Annotated in this window: 19 protein-coding genes; 14 read left to right on the top strand and 5 right to left on the bottom strand. The window is 68.4% G+C overall.

Features of this window, described 5'->3' with window-relative positions:
• The first annotated feature begins 39 nt into the window (after positions 1-39).
• The 3 genes from FGM06_RS09865 to FGM06_RS09855 all read left to right on the top strand — a co-directional run bounded on the left by FGM06_RS09865 (position 40) and on the right by FGM06_RS09855 (position 2114).
• Entirely contained in the window at positions 40-714 is a 675-nt protein-coding gene (locus FGM06_RS09865; RefSeq protein WP_144799086.1) for a helix-turn-helix domain-containing protein, read from the top strand.
• Between the two features lie 64 nt (positions 715-778).
• Positions 779-1090 (top strand): CGCGG family putative rSAM-modified RiPP protein, encoded by a 312-nt coding sequence (locus FGM06_RS09860; protein ID WP_144799085.1) that lies wholly within the window; start codon positions 779-781, stop codon positions 1088-1090.
• Positions 1091-1187: 97 nt separating this feature from the next.
• Complete coding sequence (locus FGM06_RS09855; protein ID WP_144799084.1) at positions 1188-2114, top strand: transcriptional regulator TbsP domain-containing protein; 927 nt, start codon at positions 1188-1190, stop codon at positions 2112-2114.
• Positions 2115-2149: 35 nt separating this feature from the next.
• Here the strand turns inward: FGM06_RS09855 and FGM06_RS09850 are convergent, their stop codons facing one another.
• Entirely contained in the window at positions 2150-3670 is a 1521-nt protein-coding gene (locus FGM06_RS09850; RefSeq protein WP_144799083.1) for an aldehyde dehydrogenase family protein, read from the bottom strand.
• An 89-nt stretch (positions 3671-3759) separates the two neighbouring features.
• On the opposite strand from FGM06_RS09850, the gene FGM06_RS09845 reads away from it, so the two are divergent.
• Positions 3760-4497, top strand: coding sequence for a helix-turn-helix domain-containing protein (locus tag FGM06_RS09845; RefSeq protein ID WP_144799082.1), 738 nt, complete (start codon positions 3760-3762; stop codon positions 4495-4497).
• 107 nt (positions 4498-4604) lie between these two features.
• On the opposite strand, the gene FGM06_RS09835 is transcribed toward FGM06_RS09845, so the two are convergent.
• On the bottom strand, positions 4605-5477 hold the full coding sequence (locus FGM06_RS09835) for a proline dehydrogenase family protein (protein ID WP_144799081.1): 873 nt from the start codon (positions 5475-5477) through the stop codon (positions 4605-4607).
• A gap of 182 nt (positions 5478-5659) precedes the next feature.
• On the opposite strand from FGM06_RS09835, the gene FGM06_RS09830 reads away from it, so the two are divergent.
• The 6 genes from FGM06_RS09830 (at position 5660) to FGM06_RS09805 (ending at position 11775) form a co-directional block, all read left to right on the top strand.
• The gene (locus tag FGM06_RS09830) at positions 5660-6991 is read left to right on the top strand and encodes an ABC transporter substrate-binding protein (protein WP_144799080.1); all 1332 of its coding nucleotides are present in this window, start codon (positions 5660-5662) and stop codon (positions 6989-6991) included.
• Between the two features lie 9 nt (positions 6992-7000).
• Positions 7001-7960 carry a branched-chain amino acid ABC transporter permease gene (locus FGM06_RS09825; RefSeq protein WP_144799079.1) on the top strand — a complete coding sequence of 320 codons (960 nt, stop codon included), beginning with the start codon at positions 7001-7003 and terminating at the stop codon, positions 7958-7960.
• Complete coding sequence (locus FGM06_RS09820) at positions 7957-9171, top strand: branched-chain amino acid ABC transporter permease (protein WP_144799078.1); 1215 nt, start codon at positions 7957-7959, stop codon at positions 9169-9171. Before FGM06_RS09825 ends, FGM06_RS09820 begins: the two co-directional genes overlap by 4 nt.
• Positions 9164-9952, top strand: a complete 789-nt coding sequence (locus tag FGM06_RS09815; RefSeq protein WP_144799077.1) for an ABC transporter ATP-binding protein — start codon at positions 9164-9166, stop codon at positions 9950-9952. Before FGM06_RS09820 ends, FGM06_RS09815 begins: the two co-directional genes overlap by 8 nt.
• Complete coding sequence (locus FGM06_RS09810) at positions 9949-10731, top strand: ABC transporter ATP-binding protein (protein WP_206668678.1); 783 nt, start codon at positions 9949-9951, stop codon at positions 10729-10731. Before FGM06_RS09815 ends, FGM06_RS09810 begins: the two co-directional genes overlap by 4 nt.
• Before the next feature lie 108 nt (positions 10732-10839).
• Positions 10840-11775, top strand: coding sequence for a DMT family transporter (locus tag FGM06_RS09805; protein WP_144799076.1), 936 nt, complete (start codon positions 10840-10842; stop codon positions 11773-11775).
• 52 nt (positions 11776-11827) lie between these two features.
• On the opposite strand, the gene FGM06_RS09800 is transcribed toward FGM06_RS09805, so the two are convergent.
• The gene (locus FGM06_RS09800; protein ID WP_144799075.1) at positions 11828-12625 is read right to left on the bottom strand and encodes an RIO1 family regulatory kinase/ATPase domain-containing protein; all 798 of its coding nucleotides are present in this window, start codon (positions 12623-12625) and stop codon (positions 11828-11830) included.
• A 201-nt stretch (positions 12626-12826) separates the two neighbouring features.
• Between FGM06_RS09800 and FGM06_RS09795 the strand changes: the two genes are divergently transcribed.
• Positions 12827-13972 (top strand): acyl-CoA dehydrogenase family protein, encoded by a 1146-nt coding sequence (locus tag FGM06_RS09795; protein WP_144799074.1) that lies wholly within the window; start codon positions 12827-12829, stop codon positions 13970-13972.
• Between the two features lie 34 nt (positions 13973-14006).
• Here FGM06_RS09795 and FGM06_RS09790 read toward each other — a convergent pair whose 3' ends face one another.
• Positions 14007-15116, bottom strand: a complete 1110-nt coding sequence (locus FGM06_RS09790) for an OBG GTPase family GTP-binding protein (RefSeq protein ID WP_144799073.1) — start codon at positions 15114-15116, stop codon at positions 14007-14009.
• Between the two features lie 173 nt (positions 15117-15289).
• Here FGM06_RS09790 and FGM06_RS09785 point away from each other — a divergent pair, with 173 nt between their 5' ends.
• The gene (locus tag FGM06_RS09785; RefSeq protein ID WP_144799072.1) at positions 15290-15490 is read left to right on the top strand and encodes a VNG_1110C family protein; all 201 of its coding nucleotides are present in this window, start codon (positions 15290-15292) and stop codon (positions 15488-15490) included.
• A gap of 59 nt (positions 15491-15549) precedes the next feature.
• Here FGM06_RS09785 and FGM06_RS09780 read toward each other — a convergent pair whose 3' ends face one another.
• Entirely contained in the window at positions 15550-15972 is a 423-nt protein-coding gene (locus FGM06_RS09780; RefSeq protein ID WP_186311034.1) for a hypothetical protein, read from the bottom strand.
• Between the two features lie 264 nt (positions 15973-16236).
• On the opposite strand from FGM06_RS09780, the gene coxB reads away from it, so the two are divergent.
• Together coxB and FGM06_RS09770 are read left to right on the top strand one after the other, a co-directional pair.
• The gene (gene coxB / locus FGM06_RS09775) at positions 16237-17013 is read left to right on the top strand and encodes a cytochrome c oxidase subunit II (protein ID WP_144799070.1); all 777 of its coding nucleotides are present in this window, start codon (positions 16237-16239) and stop codon (positions 17011-17013) included.
• Positions 17010-19508 (top strand): cbb3-type cytochrome c oxidase subunit I, encoded by a 2499-nt coding sequence (locus FGM06_RS09770; protein WP_144799069.1) that lies wholly within the window; start codon positions 17010-17012, stop codon positions 19506-19508. The genes coxB and FGM06_RS09770 overlap by 4 nt, the downstream gene beginning before the upstream one ends.
• The last annotated feature ends 38 nt before the right edge of the window (positions 19509-19546 follow it).

Below are 19546 nucleotides of genomic sequence, written 5' to 3'. Positions count from 1 at the left end.
GACCGACCCCGACCACCGACCGACCACCGACCCACACAGATGCCACAAGCACGACTCCTCGTCGACCTGCCCGACGGTCCGTGGATAGCCGACGTCTCGCGCGAGTTCCCCGACGCGGGGTTCCGCGTGCTCACCGCGGTCCCCGGCGAGAGCGCCGGCTTCGCCCTGGTCAGGGTCACCGCTCGCGACGTCGACGCGGTGTTGGCGACGATGGAGTCGCACGACGCGCTGGCCTCGGTGTCGGTGATGGCGCGGGAGGACGGCGTCGCCACGATCCGGATCGAGACCGACGCGCCGCTGCTGCTGCTGGCCGCGAAGCGCTCCGGACTCCCGATCGAGATGCCGCTGGACATCGAGGACGGGGTGGCCGAGGTCGAGGTCACCGGCGAACACGAGCGCGTCGCGGAGATGGGCCGGCGGCTGAGCGAGCTCGGCCTGGAGTTCGAGGTCGAGCGCGTGCGCCAACGCGTCAACCCCGCTCGCCTGTTGACGGACCGACAGCGGGAGCTGCTGCTCGCGGCCGTCGACCTCGGCTACTACGACGTGCCGCGCCGAGCCACCCTGACGGAGGTCGCGGAGCACGTCGGGATAGCGAAGTCGACCTGTAGCGAGACGCTCCAGCGCGTCGAGCGGACGGTGGTCAGGGAGTTCGTCGACGACCTCCCGAGCCACCCCGTCGACGACGAGACGGAGATCGCGACCGTCGATCCGTAGACGCGAAGCCGACCCCGCCGATCCCGACGACTACCGACGATCCCGACGACTACCGACGACCCCCATGACCACCACTACCGACGATCCCGACGAGACCGCCGAACCGATCACCGACCGAGTCCACGACAACTCCTGGTCGGCGAACTTAGAGAAGCCGAAGTACGCCGACGACCCGGAGCTGGCGGTCCGCGACGCGCTCGCGGCCGTCGACCACACGGCCTCGGGGAACCACGTCAACCTGGTCACCCACGGCGACCTCGGCCACCCCGAGGAGTTCCTCTACGACGCGCTCCGCGAGGAGCGCGACGACCTCGACCCGGAGTACGTCGAGCAGTGCGGCTGCGGCGGTCACGTCACCCGCGTGGACGTTCCCTGAGACGAGCGCCCCCACAGATTGACCGCGACCGTCTCCGCCGACTGACCGCGACCGTCTCCGTCGCCATTCTTAATTCGTCAGCCGCGTAGTTGCGGGTGTGCTCCCCGAGCCGACCCTGCCGTTCGCGGACGGACCGGGGCCGATCGGGGAGTTCGACGACCCGGTGCTCGTGGACCCGCCGCCGTCGCTGTTGACGGCGGTGATCGAGGCGTACCGCGAGGCGGCACCGGAGGTCGTCGAGCCGGACCTGCGGACGCTGCGCGCGCTGGCGTCGACCGACGGTTCCCCGGCGTCGCCGTCGGACTCGGCCGTCTCTGACCTCCCGACGCTCACCGTCCTCGCGAGCGACCGCGCGGTCGACGCCGTCGCCAACGGGTTCCGCCCCGCGAGCCGGCTCGCCGCGCTCGCTGAGGCGGGCACACTGGAGCTCCGAACGCTGTCGGAACCGCAGCCGAACACGGCCCTCGTCGGCCGAGAGACGGGACACGTGCTCGTCGCCGGCGGGCGTCGAGGCGAGGCCGACGGCGACGCGACCGAGCCGTGGTGTCGCGTCGGCGACGACCCGGCGCTCCGGGAACGCTACGCCCCGCTCGTCGAAGCGGCGGCGGAGCGTCGCCTGCGGACGCCGAGTCGCCACCGCGTCTACGAGGCGGTCCGGGAGCGCTGCGGCGACGACGTCGCGGACGACGTGATCCGAGCGCTCGACGCCGGAGACGTCGACGGCGACGGGGTCGAAACCGATGCGCCGGACCTGGCCGGGGCGCGACGCCGCGCGTACGTGATCGGCGTCCACCGCGGCGCGCTCGACCGCGACCTGCGCCGCGCCTGCGAGGAGGCCGGGCTCGGGAGCTCGGCGACGTTCACGCGGATAAAGCGGGAGCTCCGCGAGGCGGGACTGCTCTCGACGGAGTCGGTCCCGCAGCCGGTCGGCCGGCCGCGGGAGCGGCTCGTCGCTCGCGGCGCGCTCGCCGAGGCCGACGGGCCGGACGAGGCCGTCGCCGCGGCGCTGGACGCGGCCGAATAACGGATAAAACGGGTGCGGCGCGGCGGTGGCCGGTCTCAGTCGTCCTTCGTCTTGATGTCGGCCGAGAGCCCCTGCGCCATCTCGATCTCCTTCGAGTTGTTCAGGGTCCACGCGGTGCGGTCGGTGACGGCCTCGATGGCCTCCCGGGCCGAGGGGTAGCCGTTGCCCGACTTCTTGACGCCGCCGAAGGGAAGCTGGACCTCGGCGCCGATACAGGGGAGGTTCCCGTACGCCAGCCCGACCTCGGCGCGGTCGCGGTAGTAGTTGATCTGCCGGTAGTTTTCAGAGACGATAGCGCCGGCGAGCCCGTACTCGGTGTCGTTCTGGATCTCGACCGCGCGCTCGATGTCGCCGTCGTACTCTAAGAGCGCGACGTGCGGCCCGAACACCTCCTCGTGGGTGCACCGGAGGTCCTCGTCGGGGTCGGCCTCGTAGACGAACGGGCCGATCCAGTGGCCGTCCTCGTGGCCGTCGGGGACCTCGTCGGCGTCGAGGTCGGTCCGGTCGACGAGGACGTTCACGCCCTCGTCGCGGGCGAGCTGGTTGTACTCGGCGACCTTCTCGTAGTGCTCGGCCTCGATGAGGGGCCCCATGAACGTGTCCTCGTCGAGCGGATCGCCGACGGCGACGTCCGCGGCGACCTCGACGAACCGCTCCTTGAACTCGTCGTACACGTCGGTGTGGACGATCAGGCGCTCGGAGGAGACGCAGCGCTGGCCGGTCGTCTTGAACGACGACATCACGGCGGAGTGGACCGCGACGTCGAGGTCGGCCTCCTCGGTGACCACGATCGCGTTCTTCCCGCCCATCTCGCAGGCGACGCGCTTGCCGGCGACGCCGCCGAGCTTGTCCTGAATCAGGTGGCCGACCTCGGCCGAGCCGGTGAAAATCACCGTCTCGACGTCGTCGTGCTCGACGATCGCGTTGCCGGCGTCGCCGAAGCCCTGGACCATGTTGAACACGCCGTCCGGGATCCCGGCGTCGTCGAACATCTCCGCGATGATCTGCGCGCACCACGGCGTCTGCTCGGCCGGCTTGAACACGACCGTGTTCCCCTCCACCAGCGCGATGGCCATGTGCCAGTACGGGATCGCGACGGGGAAGTTCCACGGGGTGATACAGCCGGTGACGCCGCGGGGCTTCCGACGCATGTACGCGTCCTTCGCCGGGATCTCCGAGGGGACGATGTCGCCCGACGGGTGGCGGGCGTCGCCAGCGGCCCACTCGACCATGTGGGCGGCCTCGACGACGTCGGCTTTCCCCTCGCTGATCTCCTTGCCGCACTCCTTGGAGACGATTTCCCCGAGTTCGTCCGTGCGCTCACGCAGCTCGTGGTACACGTCCCAGAGGTACTCGGCGCGCTGAATCCGGGAGAACTCGCGCCACTCGTCGAACGCCTCGTCGGCGGCGTCGACCGCGCGGCCGACGTCGTCGGGGGTTCCCCGCCGGAACTCGCCGAGGGACTCCCCGGTCGCCGGGTTCTCGCTCTCGAAGGTCTCCGAGCCCGCGCCCGAGACCCACTCGCCGTCGATGTAGTGTTGGTACGGCTCCGACATGGACGGTGATTGCCGCCGCCGCGCCCAAACATCCCACCCGACCATGGTCGGCAGAGTCTTTGTGATGCGGTGCCACGGATACGACAGCAATGGCAACGACCGACGCGACCGGGGCGGACGAGTGGTCCGGGACTCGCCTCACGCTCGACCTGTGGCATCCGAACTGCTGGGCGATCGAGGCGACGAACAGGACCGACGGCGGCGTCCTCGCGCACGCCATCTACAACTCGCCGCGGACCGACGCCGACGCGCCGAACTCGGTGAACGGCCTGTTCACGGCGTTCGCCGACACGAACGAGGAGGTCGAGGCGCTGCTCGACGCGATCCGCGACTCCGACCGCGCGGGTAGCCTCTTGGAACTGCAGGAGCGGTTCGGGCGCGCGCGGGACGCCCCGGGCAACGTCGTCCGCGAGTTCTTCTTAGAGTACGACCCGGCGGACATGGTGTGCCCGACGCTGCTCGAACACGGCTTCGTCCACAGCGCGCCGGTCCGGATCGAGAACGGCCGCGAGGAGTGGCAGGTGTGCTTCGTCGGCGAGCGCACCGATATCCGGGAGTCCCTCGACGGCGTTCAGGCGGACTCCGGCGCCGAGGTGACGGTGGAGTCGATGTCGTCGTCGGGATACGCGGGACGGACCCCCCGCGAGCAGCGGCTCGACACGCTGACGACGACCCAGCGCGAGGTGTACGAGCACGCCCGCGAGGCCGGGTACTACGAGTGGCCCCGCGAGGCGTCGACCCGCGAGCTCGCCGACGACCTGGACGTCTCGAAGACGACCCTGCTCGAACACCTCCGAAAGGCGGAGTCGAAGCTGCTGGACCCGTAGCTCGGGTCGACGCCCGCTCGGTTCCCGAGGACCGTTCGGCTCCCGAGGACCGCTCAGTTCCCGAGGACCGCTCAGTTCCCGAGGACCGCTCAGTTCCCGAGGACCGCTCAGTTCCCGACGATCGCCCGCAGCGCGAACAGCGCGTTCGACTTGCGCTCTCGGATCCGCCGGTAGAAGTAGGAGAACCACTTGGAGCCGTACGGGATGTACTGGTACACCTCCGCCTCGGTGTCGGGGTCAGCCGCGAGCTCGAACTGCGCCGACTCCCGGACCCCGGTCAGCATCTGCACCTCGTAGGGGGTGCCGTGTTCGTCGTACAGCTCTTTCGCGTGCGCGATCATCGCGGGGTCGTGGCTCCCGACGGCGACGCCGTCGTCGAACGCCTCGAACATGTACGCGAGGCAGTCGCGGTACGACTCGTCGACGCGGGCCTTCTTTTTATACGACAGCTCGGCGGGTTCGTCGTACGCGCCCTTGACCAGCCGGACCTTCCCCGGGAGGTCGGCGAGCCGTTCGAGGTCGTCGCGGGTTCGCTTCAGGTTCGCCTGCACGCAGACGCCGACGTTGCCGTCGGTCGCGATCGCGTGGCGCTCGAAGGCGTCGAGCGTCACGTCGGTGGTCTCGTGGTCCTCCATGTCGATCCAGACGAACGTGCCCCGTCCGTCCGGGTCAGTCGCCGCCGTGGCGTTCGCCGCCTCGACGATGCGCGCGAGGTTCTCCTCGAAGACGTGGTCGCCGACGTCGAGGCCGATCTGGCTCGACTTCACGGAGACGCAGGCGTCGACGCCGCGCTCAGCTATGGCCTCTACGAGGTCGACGTACGCGTCGGCGTCGGCGTCGGCGGGCGATCGCTCCTCGTAGTGCTCGCCGAGCAGGTTCAGGATGCCGGCCACGCCGCGGTCGTTGAGCGCCTCGACGTGGTCGAGCGCTGCCTCCGGCGTCTCCCCGGCGACGAAGTTGCTCGCGATGGGCGGTATCACGAGAGTACCGCGGATCTCCATCGGTATATATTGGGACCCGACCAATTGTTTCTGGAATGAGCTGGCGGATAAAAATCCGATGCCGTCGCTATCGCCGGATCCGTCGAGCGGATTGCCTCGCCCCGACCATGGACGGGCCGGGGTTAAGATACCCGACAGTCTACAGGGCTAGTAGGTCATATATGTCACGAGATACCACGGACGTGGCGGACCGGCGAACGCTGCTGAAACTGACCGGCGGTGCGGGGCTCGTCGCCCTGTCGGGCTGTCTGAGCACGACTGACGACGGGGGCGACGGGAGTGATGGCGGCGACGGGAGTGACGGAAGCGACGGGAGCGATGGCGGCGACGACGGAGGCGACGGCGACGACGGAGGCGACGGCGACGACGGATCGACCGAGGCCTACGAGATCGGGATGGTCGACTCGCTGACGGGGTCGCTGTCGGCGTTCGGCGAGCGGAACCAGCGCGGCGTCGAGCTCGCCTTGGGTCGCGTCAACGACGTCGGCATCGACGGGCGCGAGCTCTCGCTGGCCGTCGAGGACTCCGAGAGCGAGAACCAGGGCGGGATCGCCGCCGCCCAGAAGCTCGTCAACCAGGACGGCGTGCCGTTCCTCATCGGCGCGGTCGGATCGGGCGTCTCGCTCGCGATCTACGAGAGCGTCGTCGAGGGCACCGACGTCGTCCAGCTGAGCCAGAACTCCACCGGGCTCAACCTCACGGAGTTCCCGGGGCTGCTCCGGATGTCGCCGTCGGGCCGCAGTCAGTCGCTCGCGCTCTCGAACATCATCGCCGACGACGGCTACGACGAGGTGGCGATCACCTACGTCAACAACGACTACGGCCAGAGCCTCACCGACGCGTTCGTCGAGGCGTACGACGGGGAGGTCGTCTACAACACGCCCCACGACCAGGAGCAGCAGTCGTACTCCGGCGTCGTCTCGGAGATGAACGGCTCCGGCGCGGACGCGTGGCTGTTCATCACCTACCAGGCGGAGTTCGCGACGATGGTCAACGAGGTGTACTCGTCGGGCTACGAGGCGCAGTTCTACGGCGCCGACTCCGTCTCCGGCGACAACGTGCTAGAGAACACCCCCGAAGGGAGCATCGACGGGATGAAGATCGTGGTGCCCTCCGCGCCGGTCGAAGAGGAGAACTACCAGTCGTTCGCGGACACCTTCGAGTCTGAGTACGGTCGACAGCCGACCTCGTGGGCGGCGTACGCGTACGACTGCGTCATCAACGCCGCGCTCGCGATCCAGGCCGCCGACGAGTTCACCGGCGCGGCGCTCCAGGAGACCGTCCGACGCGTCTCCGGCCCCGAGGGCGAGACGGTGACGTCGTTCGAGGCCGCCAGCGAGATCCTCGCGGACGGCGGCGGGCCCGACGACGTCGACTACCAGGGAGTCAGCGGTCCCATCGACTTCGATGAGAACGGGGACCCGGTCGGCTTCCTTCAGGTCCTGGAGGTACAGGACCACGCGTACGAAGGCATCGACTTCGTCGAAGGCTGATATCGACCGATGACCGTCCTCGGATACCTGGCTAACGGCCTGGTCTTCAGCAGCATCATCGTCCTCGGGAGCATCGGGCTCTCGCTGGTGTACAGCATCGCGGACTTCGCCAACTTCGCGCACGGCGACACGATGACGATCGGGGCGTACGCGGCGCTCGTGACCTTCGGCGCCATCGGAGGCCTCGGGGGAGCCGTCCTCGGACTCCCGTACGGCTTCTTCGTCGCGCTGGTGGTCGGTATCGCCGCCGCCGCGGCCGTGGCGGTCGGCACCGAGAAGCTCATCTACGAACCGCTCGACGTCGACTCGATCGGGCTGCTGATCACGTCGATCGGGATCGCGTTCATCTACCGCGCGCTGGTCCAGATCCGGTTCGGCTCCGACTTCACGCGGTTCGAGGTGCAGCCGCTGCGACCGATCGAGTCGCTGGTGCCGTACGGCGTCCGGGTGACGCTCCACGACGTCGCGATCGTCGGCTCGGCGGTCGTGCTCGTCGTCGGCCTCCACGTCCTGCTCCAGTACACCGACCTCGGGCGGAAGATGCGCGCGATGGCCGACAACCCGGACCTCGCCCGCGTCAGCGGCATCCGGACCAAGCGCGTCAAGCTGTGGACGTGGGTCATCGGCGCCGGGCTCGCCGGCGCGGGCGGCGTGTTCCTCGGGCTGTTCAACCAGCTCGCCCCGCGGATGGGATTTAACCTCCTGCTGGTGATCTTCGCGGCGGTGATCCTCGGCGGGATCGGCTCAGTGTACGGCGCGATGGCGGGCGGCTTCCTCATCGGTATGATAAACCAGCTCACCCCGTTCTTCTCCGGCGTCGTCGAGGCGCTCCCGATCTGGCCGGGATGGCTCGCGGCGGCGTTGGAGAGCCTGATAAGCATCGAGTACGCGAACGCGATCGCGTTCGTGATCATGGTCGCGGTGCTGCTCGTCCGGCCGAACGGGATCGCCGGGGAGGCGGCAACATGAGCGCGCTCTCCGATCCGAAGGGAGCGCTGGAGGGGCTGACCCGCCCCGAGGGGTGGGTGCTCGGCGTCAGCGTCGCGTTCCTGCTGTTCCTCCTCGTCGCGCTTCTCACCGGGGCGCTCGGTCCGACGTACTTCCTGTTCCTCGTCGGCCTGGCGGGGATGTACGCGCTGCTGTCGTTCGGCCTGAACTCCCAGTGGGGGTTCGCCGGGCTGATCAACTTCAGCGTCGCCGCCTTCTTCGGGGTCGGCGCGTACGGCTCAGCGCTCGTCACCGCGAGCGGCTCGCCGGTCGGCGAGATGCTCGCCGACGTGCCGGTCGTCTCCTCGCTGCTCGGGCTTCCGATCGTCGGGCTCGTCGTCGGCCTCGCCGTGGCGTTCGTGCTGGCGATCCTGATCGGCATTCCGACGCTCCGGCTCCGCGCCGACTACCTCGCCATCGCGTCGCTCGGGCTGGCGGAGGTCGTCCGGCTGATCGTGTTGAACGAGCGCTGGCTGACGAACGGCAGCGCGGGGATCCGCGGCATCCCGGGGTTCTTCGCCGGGTGGCCGGTGTTCTCGACGTTCCCGGAGACGATGCCCGGGCTCCGCCTCGAGGTGATCCCCGGGTCGCCGGTGCTCCTCGAGACGGCGTTCTGGCAGGCGCTGCTGAACGTCCTGTTGGTGCTCGCGTTCGCGGGGGCGGTGTACCTCGTCCTCCGGCGCGCGCACCGGTCGCCGTGGGGGCGCGTGCTGCGGACGATCCGATCCGACGAGGACCTCGCGCGGGCGCTCGGGAAGAACACCTACTCGTTCAAGATGCAGTCGTTCGTCATCGGGAGCCTGATCATGGCGCTGGCCGGCGTCTTCTACACGCACCTGAACCTCTACGTCGGGCCGGGCGATCTGGACCCGATCACGACGTTCTACGCGTGGGTCGCGGTGATCTTGGGCGGCAGCGGCTCCAACCGCGGGGCGCTGTTCGGCGGTATCGTCATCGTCACGATCCGGGAGGGGACCCGCTTCCTGAACGACGTGGCGCTGCCGGTCGACCCCGCGCCGCTTCGGCTGCTGCTGATCGGGGTCGTGATCGTCGCCGTCATGCGCTACCGGCCGCAGGGAATCTTACCGCCGCAGCGGGAGCTGATATGGCCGAGCGCGGTCGACGGGGGCGGGGCGCCCGAGACGCCGGACAACGGTGTCCGGGAGCGCAAGGGAGGTGGGGGCGATGAGTGAGGGCGCCCTCCCCAAAGAGGACGCCGTCCTGCGCGTCGACGACCTCCAGAAGTCGTTCGGCGGGCTCGCGGCGACCGACCACGCGACGTTCGCGGTCGAGCGCGGCACGATCACCGGGCTCATCGGCCCGAACGGCGCCGGGAAGTCGACGCTGTTCAACCTCATCTCCGGCTTCTACGACCCCGACGGCGGGACCGTGGAGGTGAACGGGACCAACGTGACCGGGATGGAGCCGTACCAGGTCGCCGACCACGGGCTCATCCGGACGTTCCAGACCCCGCGCAAGCTGGAGGGGATGACGGTCCGCGAGGCGATGCTCGTCGGACCCCGGAAACAGCCCGGCGAGTCGTTCCTGCGGCTGTTCGCCTCGCCCGGCGCGGTCGGCGAGAGCGAGTCGGCGAATCTCGCCGAGGCGGAGCGGATACTGGAGGAGTTCGAGATCGACCACCTCGCGACCCAGCCCGCGACCGACATCTCCGGCGGCCAGATGAAGCTCGTCGAGCTCGCGCGGGCGATGCTCGCCGAGCCGGAGGTGCTGCTGCTCGACGAGCCGGTGGCGGGGGTGAACCCGACGCTGGCGAAGAAGCTCAAAGACCAGATCCGGCGGCTCAACGAGCAGGGGACGACGTTCCTGCTCATCGAGCACGACATGGAGTTCGTGATGGACCTGGCGGACCCGATCGTCGTCCTCGATCAGGGGCACGTCCTGACGGAGGGGACGCCGGAGGGGGTCCGCAGCGACGACCGCGTCATCGAGGCGTACCTCGGAGGCGGCGCATGAGCGACGACACCACCGGCCCCGCGGAGGGGGCTCACGACACCACCGGCCCCGCCGACGGGGCCCACGGCGGGACCGACCCCGTGCTCTCGCTGTCGGGCGTCGACGGCGGGTACGGCGAAGTGCAGGTGCTCGACGACTGCTCGATCCGGCTCGACCCGGGTGAGATCGTCTGTCTCGTCGGTCCGAACGGGGCCGGGAAGTCGACGGTCCTCAAGACCGCGTTCGGGATGTTGACCCCGTGGACGGGGGCCGTCGAGTACCACGGTCGCGACATCGGCGGGATGGCGCCCGAGGAGATCGTCCGCGAGGGGATCGGCTACGTTCCCCAGACCGACAACGTGTTCGGCTCGCTGACGATCGACGAGAACCTGCGGATGGGCGGCGTCGCCCGCGACGGCGGCCTCGAGGAGGTGATCGAGACCTTGTACGACCGGTTCCCGATCATCGACCGGAAGCGGACCGCGAAGGCGCGGACGCTCTCCGGCGGCCAGCGGCAGGTGCTGGCGTTCGCTCGGGCGCTCGTGATGGAGCCCGACGTGCTCCTCATCGATGAGCCGTCGGCGGGGCTCGCGCCGAACACCGCCGACGACGTCTTCGAGGACGTGCGGGAGGTCAACGACATGGACACGGCGATCCTCATGGTCGAACAGAACGTGACGAAGGGGCTCGGCATCTCCGACCGCGGCTACGTCCTCGACCAGGGGACCGTCCGGTTCGAGGGCACCCCGGAGGAGCTGTTGAACGACGACGAGGTCTCGCAGCTGTACCTGGGCGGCTGAGCCCGCGTCCCGCTCCGATCTCCCCCTCGGCTGCTCCGCCGCGTATCGCCGTATTCAACACCCGTCGCCGACCTCCGGCGAACGAACTGCGGTTCCTCGATCCATCCCATGCAAGCGACCCTCGGACGGTACGCGTTCGCGCTCGCGCCCCTCGCAGCCGCGGCGCTGTGGGGCGGGATGTACGTCGTCAGCAAGTGGGGGTTCGCGCTGGTCCCGCCGGTGACGCTCGGATTCCTCCGAGTCGCGCTGGGGGCCGCGGCGCTCTGGCTCGTCCTCGCCGCTCGCGGCGGCCCCGCCCCGTCGCGCGACGAGTGGGCGACGTTCGCGGCGCTCGGCGGCTGGGTGACGCTGACGGTCGCCACGCAGTTCGTCGGCACCGAGCTGACGAACGCCAGTCAGGGGTCGCTGCTGACGGTGCTGACGCCCGTGTTCACCGTGGCGTTGGGCGCGCTCGTGCTCGGCGAGCGCGTCACGGCGACGAAGGCCGCGGGGATGACGGTCGCGGGCGTCGGCACCGCGGTCGTGCTCGCGGGGCAGTACGATCTCGCATCGATCGCCGCCGGCAACCTCCTCGGGGTGGGACTGCTGCTCGTCGGGAGCGCGGCGTGGGCGGGGTACACCGTCTGGGGCCTCAGGGCGGTCAGGCGCCACGGGGCGCTCCGCGCGGCGACGTACTCCTCGCTGGCGAGCGTCCCGATGCTGGGGATCCTCTCCGCAGGCGAGCTGTGGTACCTCGGCAGGTCGCCCGCCGACCTCCCGCTGACCGTCGAGTCGGCGGGCGCCGTGTTATACCTCGGGCTCGCGTCGACGGCGGCGGCGTGGTTCCTCTGGTACAAGGGGTTGGAGTACGTCTCCGCGGGGACCGTCGCCGCGTTCTTCTTCGCCCAGCCCGCCGTCGGGGCGGCGCTGGGCGCGGCGCTGCTCGGGGAGGCGCTCGGATCCGGCTTCCTCGCCGGCGGCGCGCTGATGGCCGTCGGCATCTGGACCGTCAGCCGGGAGCGCGCGGACCCCGCCGACGAAGCGTCGGACCCGGCCGCGGGGTGAGCCGGGGCGGCCGGTGGCGGGGGCGATCACCGCCGGTGGCTCCGATCTCCCCCTACGTCGTCCGCTTCTCCAGTTCTCCCTTCAGCTCCGCGGCGTCGAAGTCGTGGTCAGGCCGGATCGCGACGAAGTCGAGGAACTGACGCGCGGCGAGCAGTTCGTCCGTCGAGTAGCTCTCCAGCGCGGCGTCGATCGCGTCTGGCGCGCCGATCAGGGGCTCTAACGCCGCGAGCGCGCTCGCGAGGTCGTACGACCGCGCCGACTCGCGGCCCTCCTCGCTCACGCTCGTCGCGTCGATGACGTACAGCTCGCCGTCCCGAACGAGGACGTTCTCCGCGCGGAGGTCGCCGTGGGCGAGCCCGGCGTCGTGGATCGTCCGAAGCGTCGCGAACAAGGCGGGCGCCAGCCCGGCGACGGCCTCCCGGTCGAGCTCGTCGAGCGCCCGGTACTCTGGGAGGTACTCTAAGACGACGACGCCGAGGTCGCCGACCTCCAGCGCCTCGACCGGCTCCGGGGCGTTGACGCCGAGCTCCCTGACCTCGCGAGTCGCCTCCAGCTCGTGGCGAGCCATCTCGTAGGGGGTCTCGTAGCGCTCGAAGAAGCCCTCGGTGCCGGCGGAGACGGCGCCGAGGTTCCGCCCGGTGGTGAACAGCGTGTGGACGAGCGTGTTCTGTTTCGTGATCACCTTCACGAACAGGTCGTCGTCGAGGACCATCGGCGTCGACAGCCAGTTGTCGGCGTCGAGGAACCGGACCCGCATCTCCTCGCGGTCGTACCGGTCCGCCAGCTCCCGAACGACCCGCTCGATGTCGGGCCAGTCGACGCGACCGCGGACGAGCCGGCGGAGCTCCATGTCAGGACCGAACGCGGCGACGACGGTTAAATGGCGTCCTCGGGCGGACCTCTCGGAGGGGACGCCGCGGACGGACTCCGAAAGCGAAACACCGCGGGCGGACTTCGAAAGCCGGGCACAGGGAACGAGACGACGGGGGAGGCCCCGGGATCGATCACGGTCGTTCGCATCGTTTATGCCGGCGGGTCGCAATTCTTGCCTATGGACTTCGAGCTACCCGCGGAACACCGGATGATACGCGACACCGTCCGGGAGTTCTGCGAGGAGGAGATCCGGCCGATCGCCCAGGAGATCGAGGACGAGCACCGGTTCCCCGACGAGGTCTTCGCCGACCTGAACGACCTCGATATGATGGGCGTCCCCGTGAGCGAGGAGTACGGCGGGCTCGGCGGCGACCAGCTCATGTACGCCCTCGTCACCGAGGAGCTGGGTCGCGTCTCCGGCGGGATCGGCCTCTCGTACGCCGCCCACACCTCCCTCGGCGCGAAGCCGATCGAGCTGTTCGGGACGTCCGAGCAGAAGGAGGAGTGGCTCCGCCCGCTCGCCGAGGGCGGCGGGATCGGCGCGTGGGCGCTCACGGAGCCCGGCAGCGGCTCCGACGCCTCCGACATGGACACGACCGCGGAGCACGACGCCGACGCCGGCGAGTACGTGCTCAACGGGACGAAGCAGTTCATTACGAACGCGAACGTGGCCAACAGCGTGCTGGTGAAGGCCGTCACCGACCCCGAAGCCGGCTACGACGGGATCTCGACGTTCATCGTCGACCCCGACGACGACGGGTTCGAGATAACGACCGTCTGGGACAAGATGGGGCTCAACTGCTCGCCGACCTGCGAGATCAAGCTGGACGACGTCCGGATCCCGGACGACCGGCTGCTCGGCGCGGAGGGGGAGGGGTGGACGCAGACGATGAAGACGCTCGACGGCGGCCGGATCTCGATCGCGGCGCTGTCGGTCGGGCTCGCGCAGGGCGCCTACGAGGCCGCCAAGGAGTACGCCGGCGAGCGCGAGCAGTTCGGCAAACCGATCGCGAAGTTCGACGCGATCCGCGACAAGGTCGTCCACATGCACCGGCAGACGGAGCGCGCGCGACTGCTGACGCATAAGGCCGCCGCGAGGTACGACGCCGGCGAGTCCGTCACCCGGGAGTCGGCACTGGCGAAGCTCGACGCCAGCGAGGCCGCCCGCGAGGTCGCCGAGGAGGCGGTCCAGACGCTCGGCGGCTACGGGTACACGACCGACTTCGCGCCGCAGCGCTTCTACCGCGACGCGAAGCTGATGGAGATCGGCGAGGGGACCAGCGAGATCCAACACGTCGTGCTCGGGCGGGAACTCGGGCTGTAGCCCGGGGGGTCGCCTGCGCGAGCGGTCCGCGCGTTCACTTCCGCGCCACGATCCGGAGCACGTCCTCGTCCGCCAGCTCGTGGCCCTTCCCGACCTGCTGGTCGTCGTGTTTCGCGCTCTCGCCGGAGACGCGCGCGAACTTGAACCGCTCGTCGAACTCGCCGCCGATCTTCTCGCAGGCGTCCCCGACCGTGTCGCCCTCGAACAGGATCAGCGGCTCCTCGTAGTCGACGCCGCGACCGGGCTTGTCCATGTAGATCCGGATGAGGCCGAGCTCCTCCCAGAGCCGGTCTTTGAGCCCGTCGAGGCCGAGCTCCTTCTCCGCGGAGATGAAGAGCACGTCGTCGGGGTCGAGGTCGCGCTCGCGGAGCTCCTCTTTGACCGTTGGGAGGTAGCTCTTGTCGATGAGGTCGGCCTTGTTCACCGTCACCATCGACGGGAGGTACTCCCGGTTGTCCATCACGGCGTCGACGAGCTCGTCGATCGTCAGGTCGTGGGGGATCGTCACCTTGGCGTTGACGTAGCCGTACTCGCGGAGCACCTGCTTGACAGTCCCCTCTTCGAGGCCCACGTCGTCGCTCATCGTCACCCCGATGCCGTCCTTGTGGGTCTTCCGGATGTTGATGTTCGGCGGCTCCGCGTCGAGTCGGATGTTGGTCGCGTACAGCTCCTCGCGGAGCCGGTCGTACTGCTCGATCTCGAAGACAGAGAGCATGAACACGACGAGATCGGCGGTCCGGACGACCGAGAGGACCTCCTTGCCGCCCCCGCGACCGCCCGCGGCGCCCTCGATCAGCCCCGGCACGTCGAGGATCTGGATGTTCGCGCCGCGGTATTTCAGCATGCCCGGGTTGACGTCGAGCGTCGTGAATTCGTAGGAGCCGACCTCGCTGTCGGCGTTGGTGAGGGCGTTGATGAGGGTGGACTTTCCGACGCTCGGGAACCCGACCAAGGCGACCGTGGCATCGCCGTGCTTCTCGACCGCGTACCCGTGGCCGCCGCCGGCGGAGGACTGGTTCTCCAGCTTCTCTTTCTTCTCCGCGAGCTTCGCCTTCAGGCGCCCGATGTGGGCCTCCGTGGCCTTGTTGTAGGGCGTGTCGGCGATCTCCTCGCGGAGGTCCTCGATCTCCTCTTCCAGTCCCATTGGCGTACAGTCGGCCGTTCGTCTCGTTAAAGGTGTTCCTTCGGTCCGCCGGCCGGCCCACCTGCGAACCGTTTACGGGTCGGTCACGGGGGCGATCCGTGCGAACGCTCCCCGCATCGTGTCGGCGATTCGACACCGTTATATCGGAGAGAAGAGTGTACCACGCAAGACGAATGCCCGATCCGTTGAGCCTCCGTGACAGCACGCAGATCGTCCTCCCGTGTCCCGCCCTCGACGCACTCGGGGAGCGGTTCGAGGAGCGGTTCACCGTGACGATCGTGGAGAACGACGGCTACTGTCGCATCATCGGGAGCCCGGTCGAAATCAAGGCCGCGAGCGCTTACCTCGCCCGGAACGGCGTCGCCGTCGCGTAACGCGAAAAAATGCGCGAGCCGGTCGACCCCTCCCGACGACGAGGCGGACCGAACCGTCCTCAGCCGACGACGCCGACGAGGAGCTGGACCGCGATGAGGACGAGGAAGACGAGTCCGGCGGCGAACGAGCCCGCCGCGACGCCGTGGGCGTTGCCGAGCCCGCGCCCCCGAGTGGCGAAGTACGCGCCGAGGAAGACGAACCCGGTCACCAGCAGTCCGACGGCGGCGTAGGCGACGCCGAGGAGGCTCCCGGAGAGCCCCTCGGGGAGCCCGAAGTCGCCGACCGCGAGCAGGGCGACACCGCCCATGCCGACCGCGATGGCGACGAACGCGACGGCCCAGACGACCGGTTTCTGCGCGACGTCCCGGAGCGCGCCGACGACCGCGGCGTATCTGTCGGGCGATTCGTCCGTCCCGGGCGCCGTTCGCTGCGCGCCGATCTTCGCGACGGCGAGGAAGGTGGCCGCGACGAGCAGCCCCATTAGTGCCGTGCTCAAGAGCGTGAGTGAGACCATGGTGGGTTTCGTTATTAGGCGGTCCGTTCGCGTGTACAAATAGCCTTCGTATACACGTCCGGAGTGACGTCCCAAAGGCGTTCGGTCCGACGCGGATCGGCCGGTGTCAACCCCCTTCGGTCGCCGTCCTCCGAACCGTTCGTCCGGGAGCACGGAGCGGGCCGTCTGGCCGCGCTACACAAGAGCTAAGTGTGCCATCGCCAAGGGGGAAACAAGAGCAGACAGACGAACATGATAGATCCAATTATCCTGCAACAGGGGAGCGGCTGGCGCGCGCAGGCGGAGGTCTTCGACGAGATCTTCTTCGTCTTCCTCGCGCTCGGTACGCTCGTCGGCACGATCGTCGTCGCGTACACGCTGTGGAACGTGTACAAGTACCGGGACGACGGGGGCGAACGGAAAGGGGACTTCGACGCGCCGGTCGTCGGCGAGCTCCCGACGGGACAGGGCGGTCCGAAAGCGAAGAAGCTCTTCCTCTCGTTCGGACTGAGCGCGATCGTCGTCATCAGTCTGGTCGTGTACGCGTACGGGATCCTCCTCTACGTCGAGGAGGGCCCCGACACGAACGAGGAGAGCGACATCGAGATCCTCGTCGAGGGGTACCAGTTCGGCTGGGAGTACGAGTACCCGAACGGCCACACCACGACGGGTGAGATGGTCGTGCCGGCCGATCACCGGATCAACCTCGATGTGACCTCACGCGACGTGTGGCACAACTTCGGATCGTCGGAGTTACGGATAAAGTCCGACGCTATCCCCGGAGAGACCAGCGAAGTCTGGTTCTCCGTGAGTTCCGAGGAGGTCGAGGCGCAGGGCGGCGAAGCGACGTACAGGGTCGAGTGCTTCGAGCTGTGCGGGCAGGGGCATTCGGCGATGAAAGGACAGATCACGGTCCTCCCGCAGGACGAGTGGGAGGAGTGGTACGAGGGCACGGGCGGTAACTCCTCCAGCGGTAACTCCTCCAGCGCGAGCCTCGACGCCGCCGCAGTCGGAGGTGTTCCCGCATGAGCGAGCTCCCGCCGACGACCTCGGTCAAGCGCTGGCTCGTGACGACGAACCACAAGGACATCGGGATCCTCTACACGATCACCGCGCTGTTCTTCCTGCTGTTCGGCGGCGTGCTGGCGCTGCTGATCCGCGTCCAGCTCTGGGACCCGGCGAACCCGGTGCTCTCCGGGCTCGCGTACAACGAGGCCGTCACCGCTCACGGGCTCATAATGGTGTTCTGGTTCCTCTCTCCGTTCGGCTTCGGCTTCGCGAACTACTTCGTTCCGCTCCAGATCGGCGCGGACGACCTCGCGTTCCCGCGGCTGAACGCGCTCTCGTACTGGATGTACCTGTTCTCCGGCGTCCTGCTGGGGATCAGCTTCTTCCAGGGCGGCACGCTGAGCGCCGGGTGGACGATGTACGCCCCGCTCAACATCCCGATGTACACGCCGAGCATCGGATCGACGGGGGCGGTGATGGCGCTCGCGATGTTCACCATCGGGATCACCGCCTCGACCGTGAACTTCCTCACCTCCATCCATCACTCGCGCGCCGAGGGGATGGGGATCATGGACATGCCGATGTTCACCTGGGGGATCCTCGCGACCGTGTGGATGATGCTGTTCGCGTTCGCCGCGCTGCTCGCCGTCGGACTCATCCTCGCGTCCGACCGCGTGCTCGGCTCGGTGTACTTCTCGGCGACCGAGGGCGGCTCCCTGCTTTGGGGTCACCTGTTCTGGTTCTTCGGTCACCCGGAGGTGTACATCGTCTTCTTCCCGGCGCTCGGGGTCATGCTAGAGCTGTTCCAGACGTTCTCCGGCCGCCGGCTCGTCGGGCGTAAGTGGGTGATCATCGCCATCTGTCTCATCTCCGTCCAGTCGTTCCTCGTGTGGATGCACCACATGTTCCTCACGACGATCAACCTGGAGATCAAGACGCTGATGATGGCGACCACCATCGGGATCTCGCTCCCCTTCGACCTGGTCGTGTTCTCGCTGATCTACACGCTAATTAAGGGGCGGATCCAGTTCACGACGCCGTTCCTCTTCGCGTTCGGCGCGCTGCTCCTCTTCATCCTCGGCGGCATCACCGGGGTGTTCCTCGGCGCCATCGTCCTCGACTACGAGTTCCGCGGCACCTACTGGGTCGTCGCGCACTTCCACTACGTGATGTTCGGGGGCGCGACGGCGCTGTTCGGCGGCGCCTACTACTGGTTCCCGAAGGTGACCGGGAAGATGTACGACGAGCTGCTGGGGAAGCTTCACTTCGTGATCTTCTTCGTCAGCTTCAACATGGTGTACTTCTCCATGTTCCTCGGCTGGGAGACCCCGCGCCGCGTCTTCGAGTACAACCCCGAGTTCCAGACCTTCCACCAGATCGGGACGATCGGGGCGTTCATCCTCGGGTTCTCGTTCTTCATCATGTTCTACAACTTCGCGAAGTCGTACGTCTCCGGCCCGGAGGCGGGCGATAACCCGTGGGACTACTCGCGGACCGCCGAGTGGGCCATCTCCTCGCCGCCGCCGCTCGAGAATTGGCCGAATCGCCCCTCGTACGCGTCCGGCAAGCTCGAGTTCGTGAAGGACTACGTGCCCGACGGCGGTCCGGCGGTGAAGACCGACGGCGACGGCAACGCCGCGACCGACGGCGGGGACAGCCACTCCGAGCACATCAAGAAGTATCCGTACTGGGACAAACATCCGAGCCACGCGAGCATCTGGCCGTTCGCCCTCTCGCTGATGACCGGGTTCTTCCTGTTCGGGCTGTCCGGCTTCGCCGACTCGGTGACGTTCATCGTCGGCGAGTCGCTCGCGTCGACGAGCGTCGAGATCTCGAACATCGTCTATCCCGTGTTCATCGTCGTCGGCCTCGTCGGACTGATCGCCAGCGGCGTGAAGTGGGGGTTAGAGGACTTCTACGCGCCGCCCAGCGAGTTCGCCGAGCGGTGGCCGTTCAACGGCGTCGAGAAGGTGAAGCTGGGGATGTGGTTCTTCCTGGCGTCCGACGTGATCGTCTTCGGCGCGTTCCTCTCGGCGGCCATCTTCGTCCGGTACAACGCCGGCTGGCGCACGTGGGAGCCCCTGACGGAGTCGCTGCCCGGGCTCATTAACACGTTCGTGCTGATCACCTCCTCGTTCACGGTGATCTTAGCGCTCGTCGCCGCCCACCGGAACAGCCGAAAGGGCCTGCTGGCCTCGCTCGGCGCGACGATCGCGCTCAGCCTCACGTTCCTCTCGATCAAGATGTGGGAGTGGGAACACGAGATCTTCGACCGCGGCGTGATGATCGCGTCGAACGCACACGGCGACCCGATCCAGGCGTCGATCTACTACGTCACGACGGGGCTCCACGGCCTCCACGTCGTCATCGGCCTCCTGATCGCCTGCTTCCTGTTCGTCAGGGCTTACCAGGGGCACTACCTGGACGACGAGCGCCCGGTGGAGTACTTCGGCCTCTACTGGCACTTCGTCGACATCGTCTGGGTGTTCATCTTCCCGCTGTTCTACCTCTTCTGAGGCGGGATCTCCCGTCTCGGTCTCGTCGGATTCCCCTT

Origin of the sequence: Halorubrum depositum (genome assembly GCF_007671725.1) — an archaeon.
Classification (GTDB): Archaea; Halobacteriota; Halobacteria; order Halobacteriales; family Haloferacaceae; genus Halorubrum; species Halorubrum depositum.
Note: the sequence above shows the minus strand (reverse complement) of the source record. Positions and strands in the feature narration are given on the sequence as shown.

What these genes read in the sequence shown, in the direction of transcription:
- FGM06_RS09865 (WP_144799086.1), top strand. Translation starts at nt 40, where the DNA reads ATGCCACAAGCACGACTCCTCGTCGACCTGCCCGACGGTCCGTGGATA.
- FGM06_RS09860 (WP_144799085.1), top strand. Translation starts at nt 779, where the DNA reads ATGACCACCACTACCGACGATCCCGACGAGACCGCCGAACCGATCACC.
- FGM06_RS09850 (WP_144799083.1), bottom strand. Translation starts at nt 3,670, where the DNA reads ATGTCGGAGCCGTACCAACACTACATCGACGGCGAGTGGGTCTCGGGC.
- FGM06_RS09845 (WP_144799082.1), top strand. Translation starts at nt 3,760, where the DNA reads ATGGCAACGACCGACGCGACCGGGGCGGACGAGTGGTCCGGGACTCGC.
- FGM06_RS09830 (WP_144799080.1), top strand. Translation starts at nt 5,660, where the DNA reads ATGTCACGAGATACCACGGACGTGGCGGACCGGCGAACGCTGCTGAAA.
- FGM06_RS09825 (WP_144799079.1), top strand. Translation starts at nt 7,001, where the DNA reads ATGACCGTCCTCGGATACCTGGCTAACGGCCTGGTCTTCAGCAGCATC.
- FGM06_RS09820 (WP_144799078.1), top strand. Translation starts at nt 7,957, where the DNA reads ATGAGCGCGCTCTCCGATCCGAAGGGAGCGCTGGAGGGGCTGACCCGC.
- FGM06_RS09815 (WP_144799077.1), top strand. Translation starts at nt 9,164, where the DNA reads ATGAGTGAGGGCGCCCTCCCCAAAGAGGACGCCGTCCTGCGCGTCGAC.
- FGM06_RS09810 (WP_206668678.1), top strand. Translation starts at nt 9,949, where the DNA reads ATGAGCGACGACACCACCGGCCCCGCGGAGGGGGCTCACGACACCACC.
- FGM06_RS09805 (WP_144799076.1), top strand. Translation starts at nt 10,840, where the DNA reads ATGCAAGCGACCCTCGGACGGTACGCGTTCGCGCTCGCGCCCCTCGCA.
- FGM06_RS09800 (WP_144799075.1), bottom strand. Translation starts at nt 12,625, where the DNA reads ATGGAGCTCCGCCGGCTCGTCCGCGGTCGCGTCGACTGGCCCGACATC.
- FGM06_RS09795 (WP_144799074.1), top strand. Translation starts at nt 12,827, where the DNA reads ATGGACTTCGAGCTACCCGCGGAACACCGGATGATACGCGACACCGTC.
- FGM06_RS09790 (WP_144799073.1), bottom strand. Translation starts at nt 15,116, where the DNA reads ATGGGACTGGAAGAGGAGATCGAGGACCTCCGCGAGGAGATCGCCGAC.
- FGM06_RS09785 (WP_144799072.1), top strand. Translation starts at nt 15,290, where the DNA reads ATGCCCGATCCGTTGAGCCTCCGTGACAGCACGCAGATCGTCCTCCCG.
- FGM06_RS09780 (WP_186311034.1), bottom strand. Translation starts at nt 15,972, where the DNA reads ATGGGGCTGCTCGTCGCGGCCACCTTCCTCGCCGTCGCGAAGATCGGC.
- coxB (WP_144799070.1), top strand. Translation starts at nt 16,237, where the DNA reads ATGATAGATCCAATTATCCTGCAACAGGGGAGCGGCTGGCGCGCGCAG.
- FGM06_RS09770 (WP_144799069.1), top strand. Translation starts at nt 17,010, where the DNA reads ATGAGCGAGCTCCCGCCGACGACCTCGGTCAAGCGCTGGCTCGTGACG.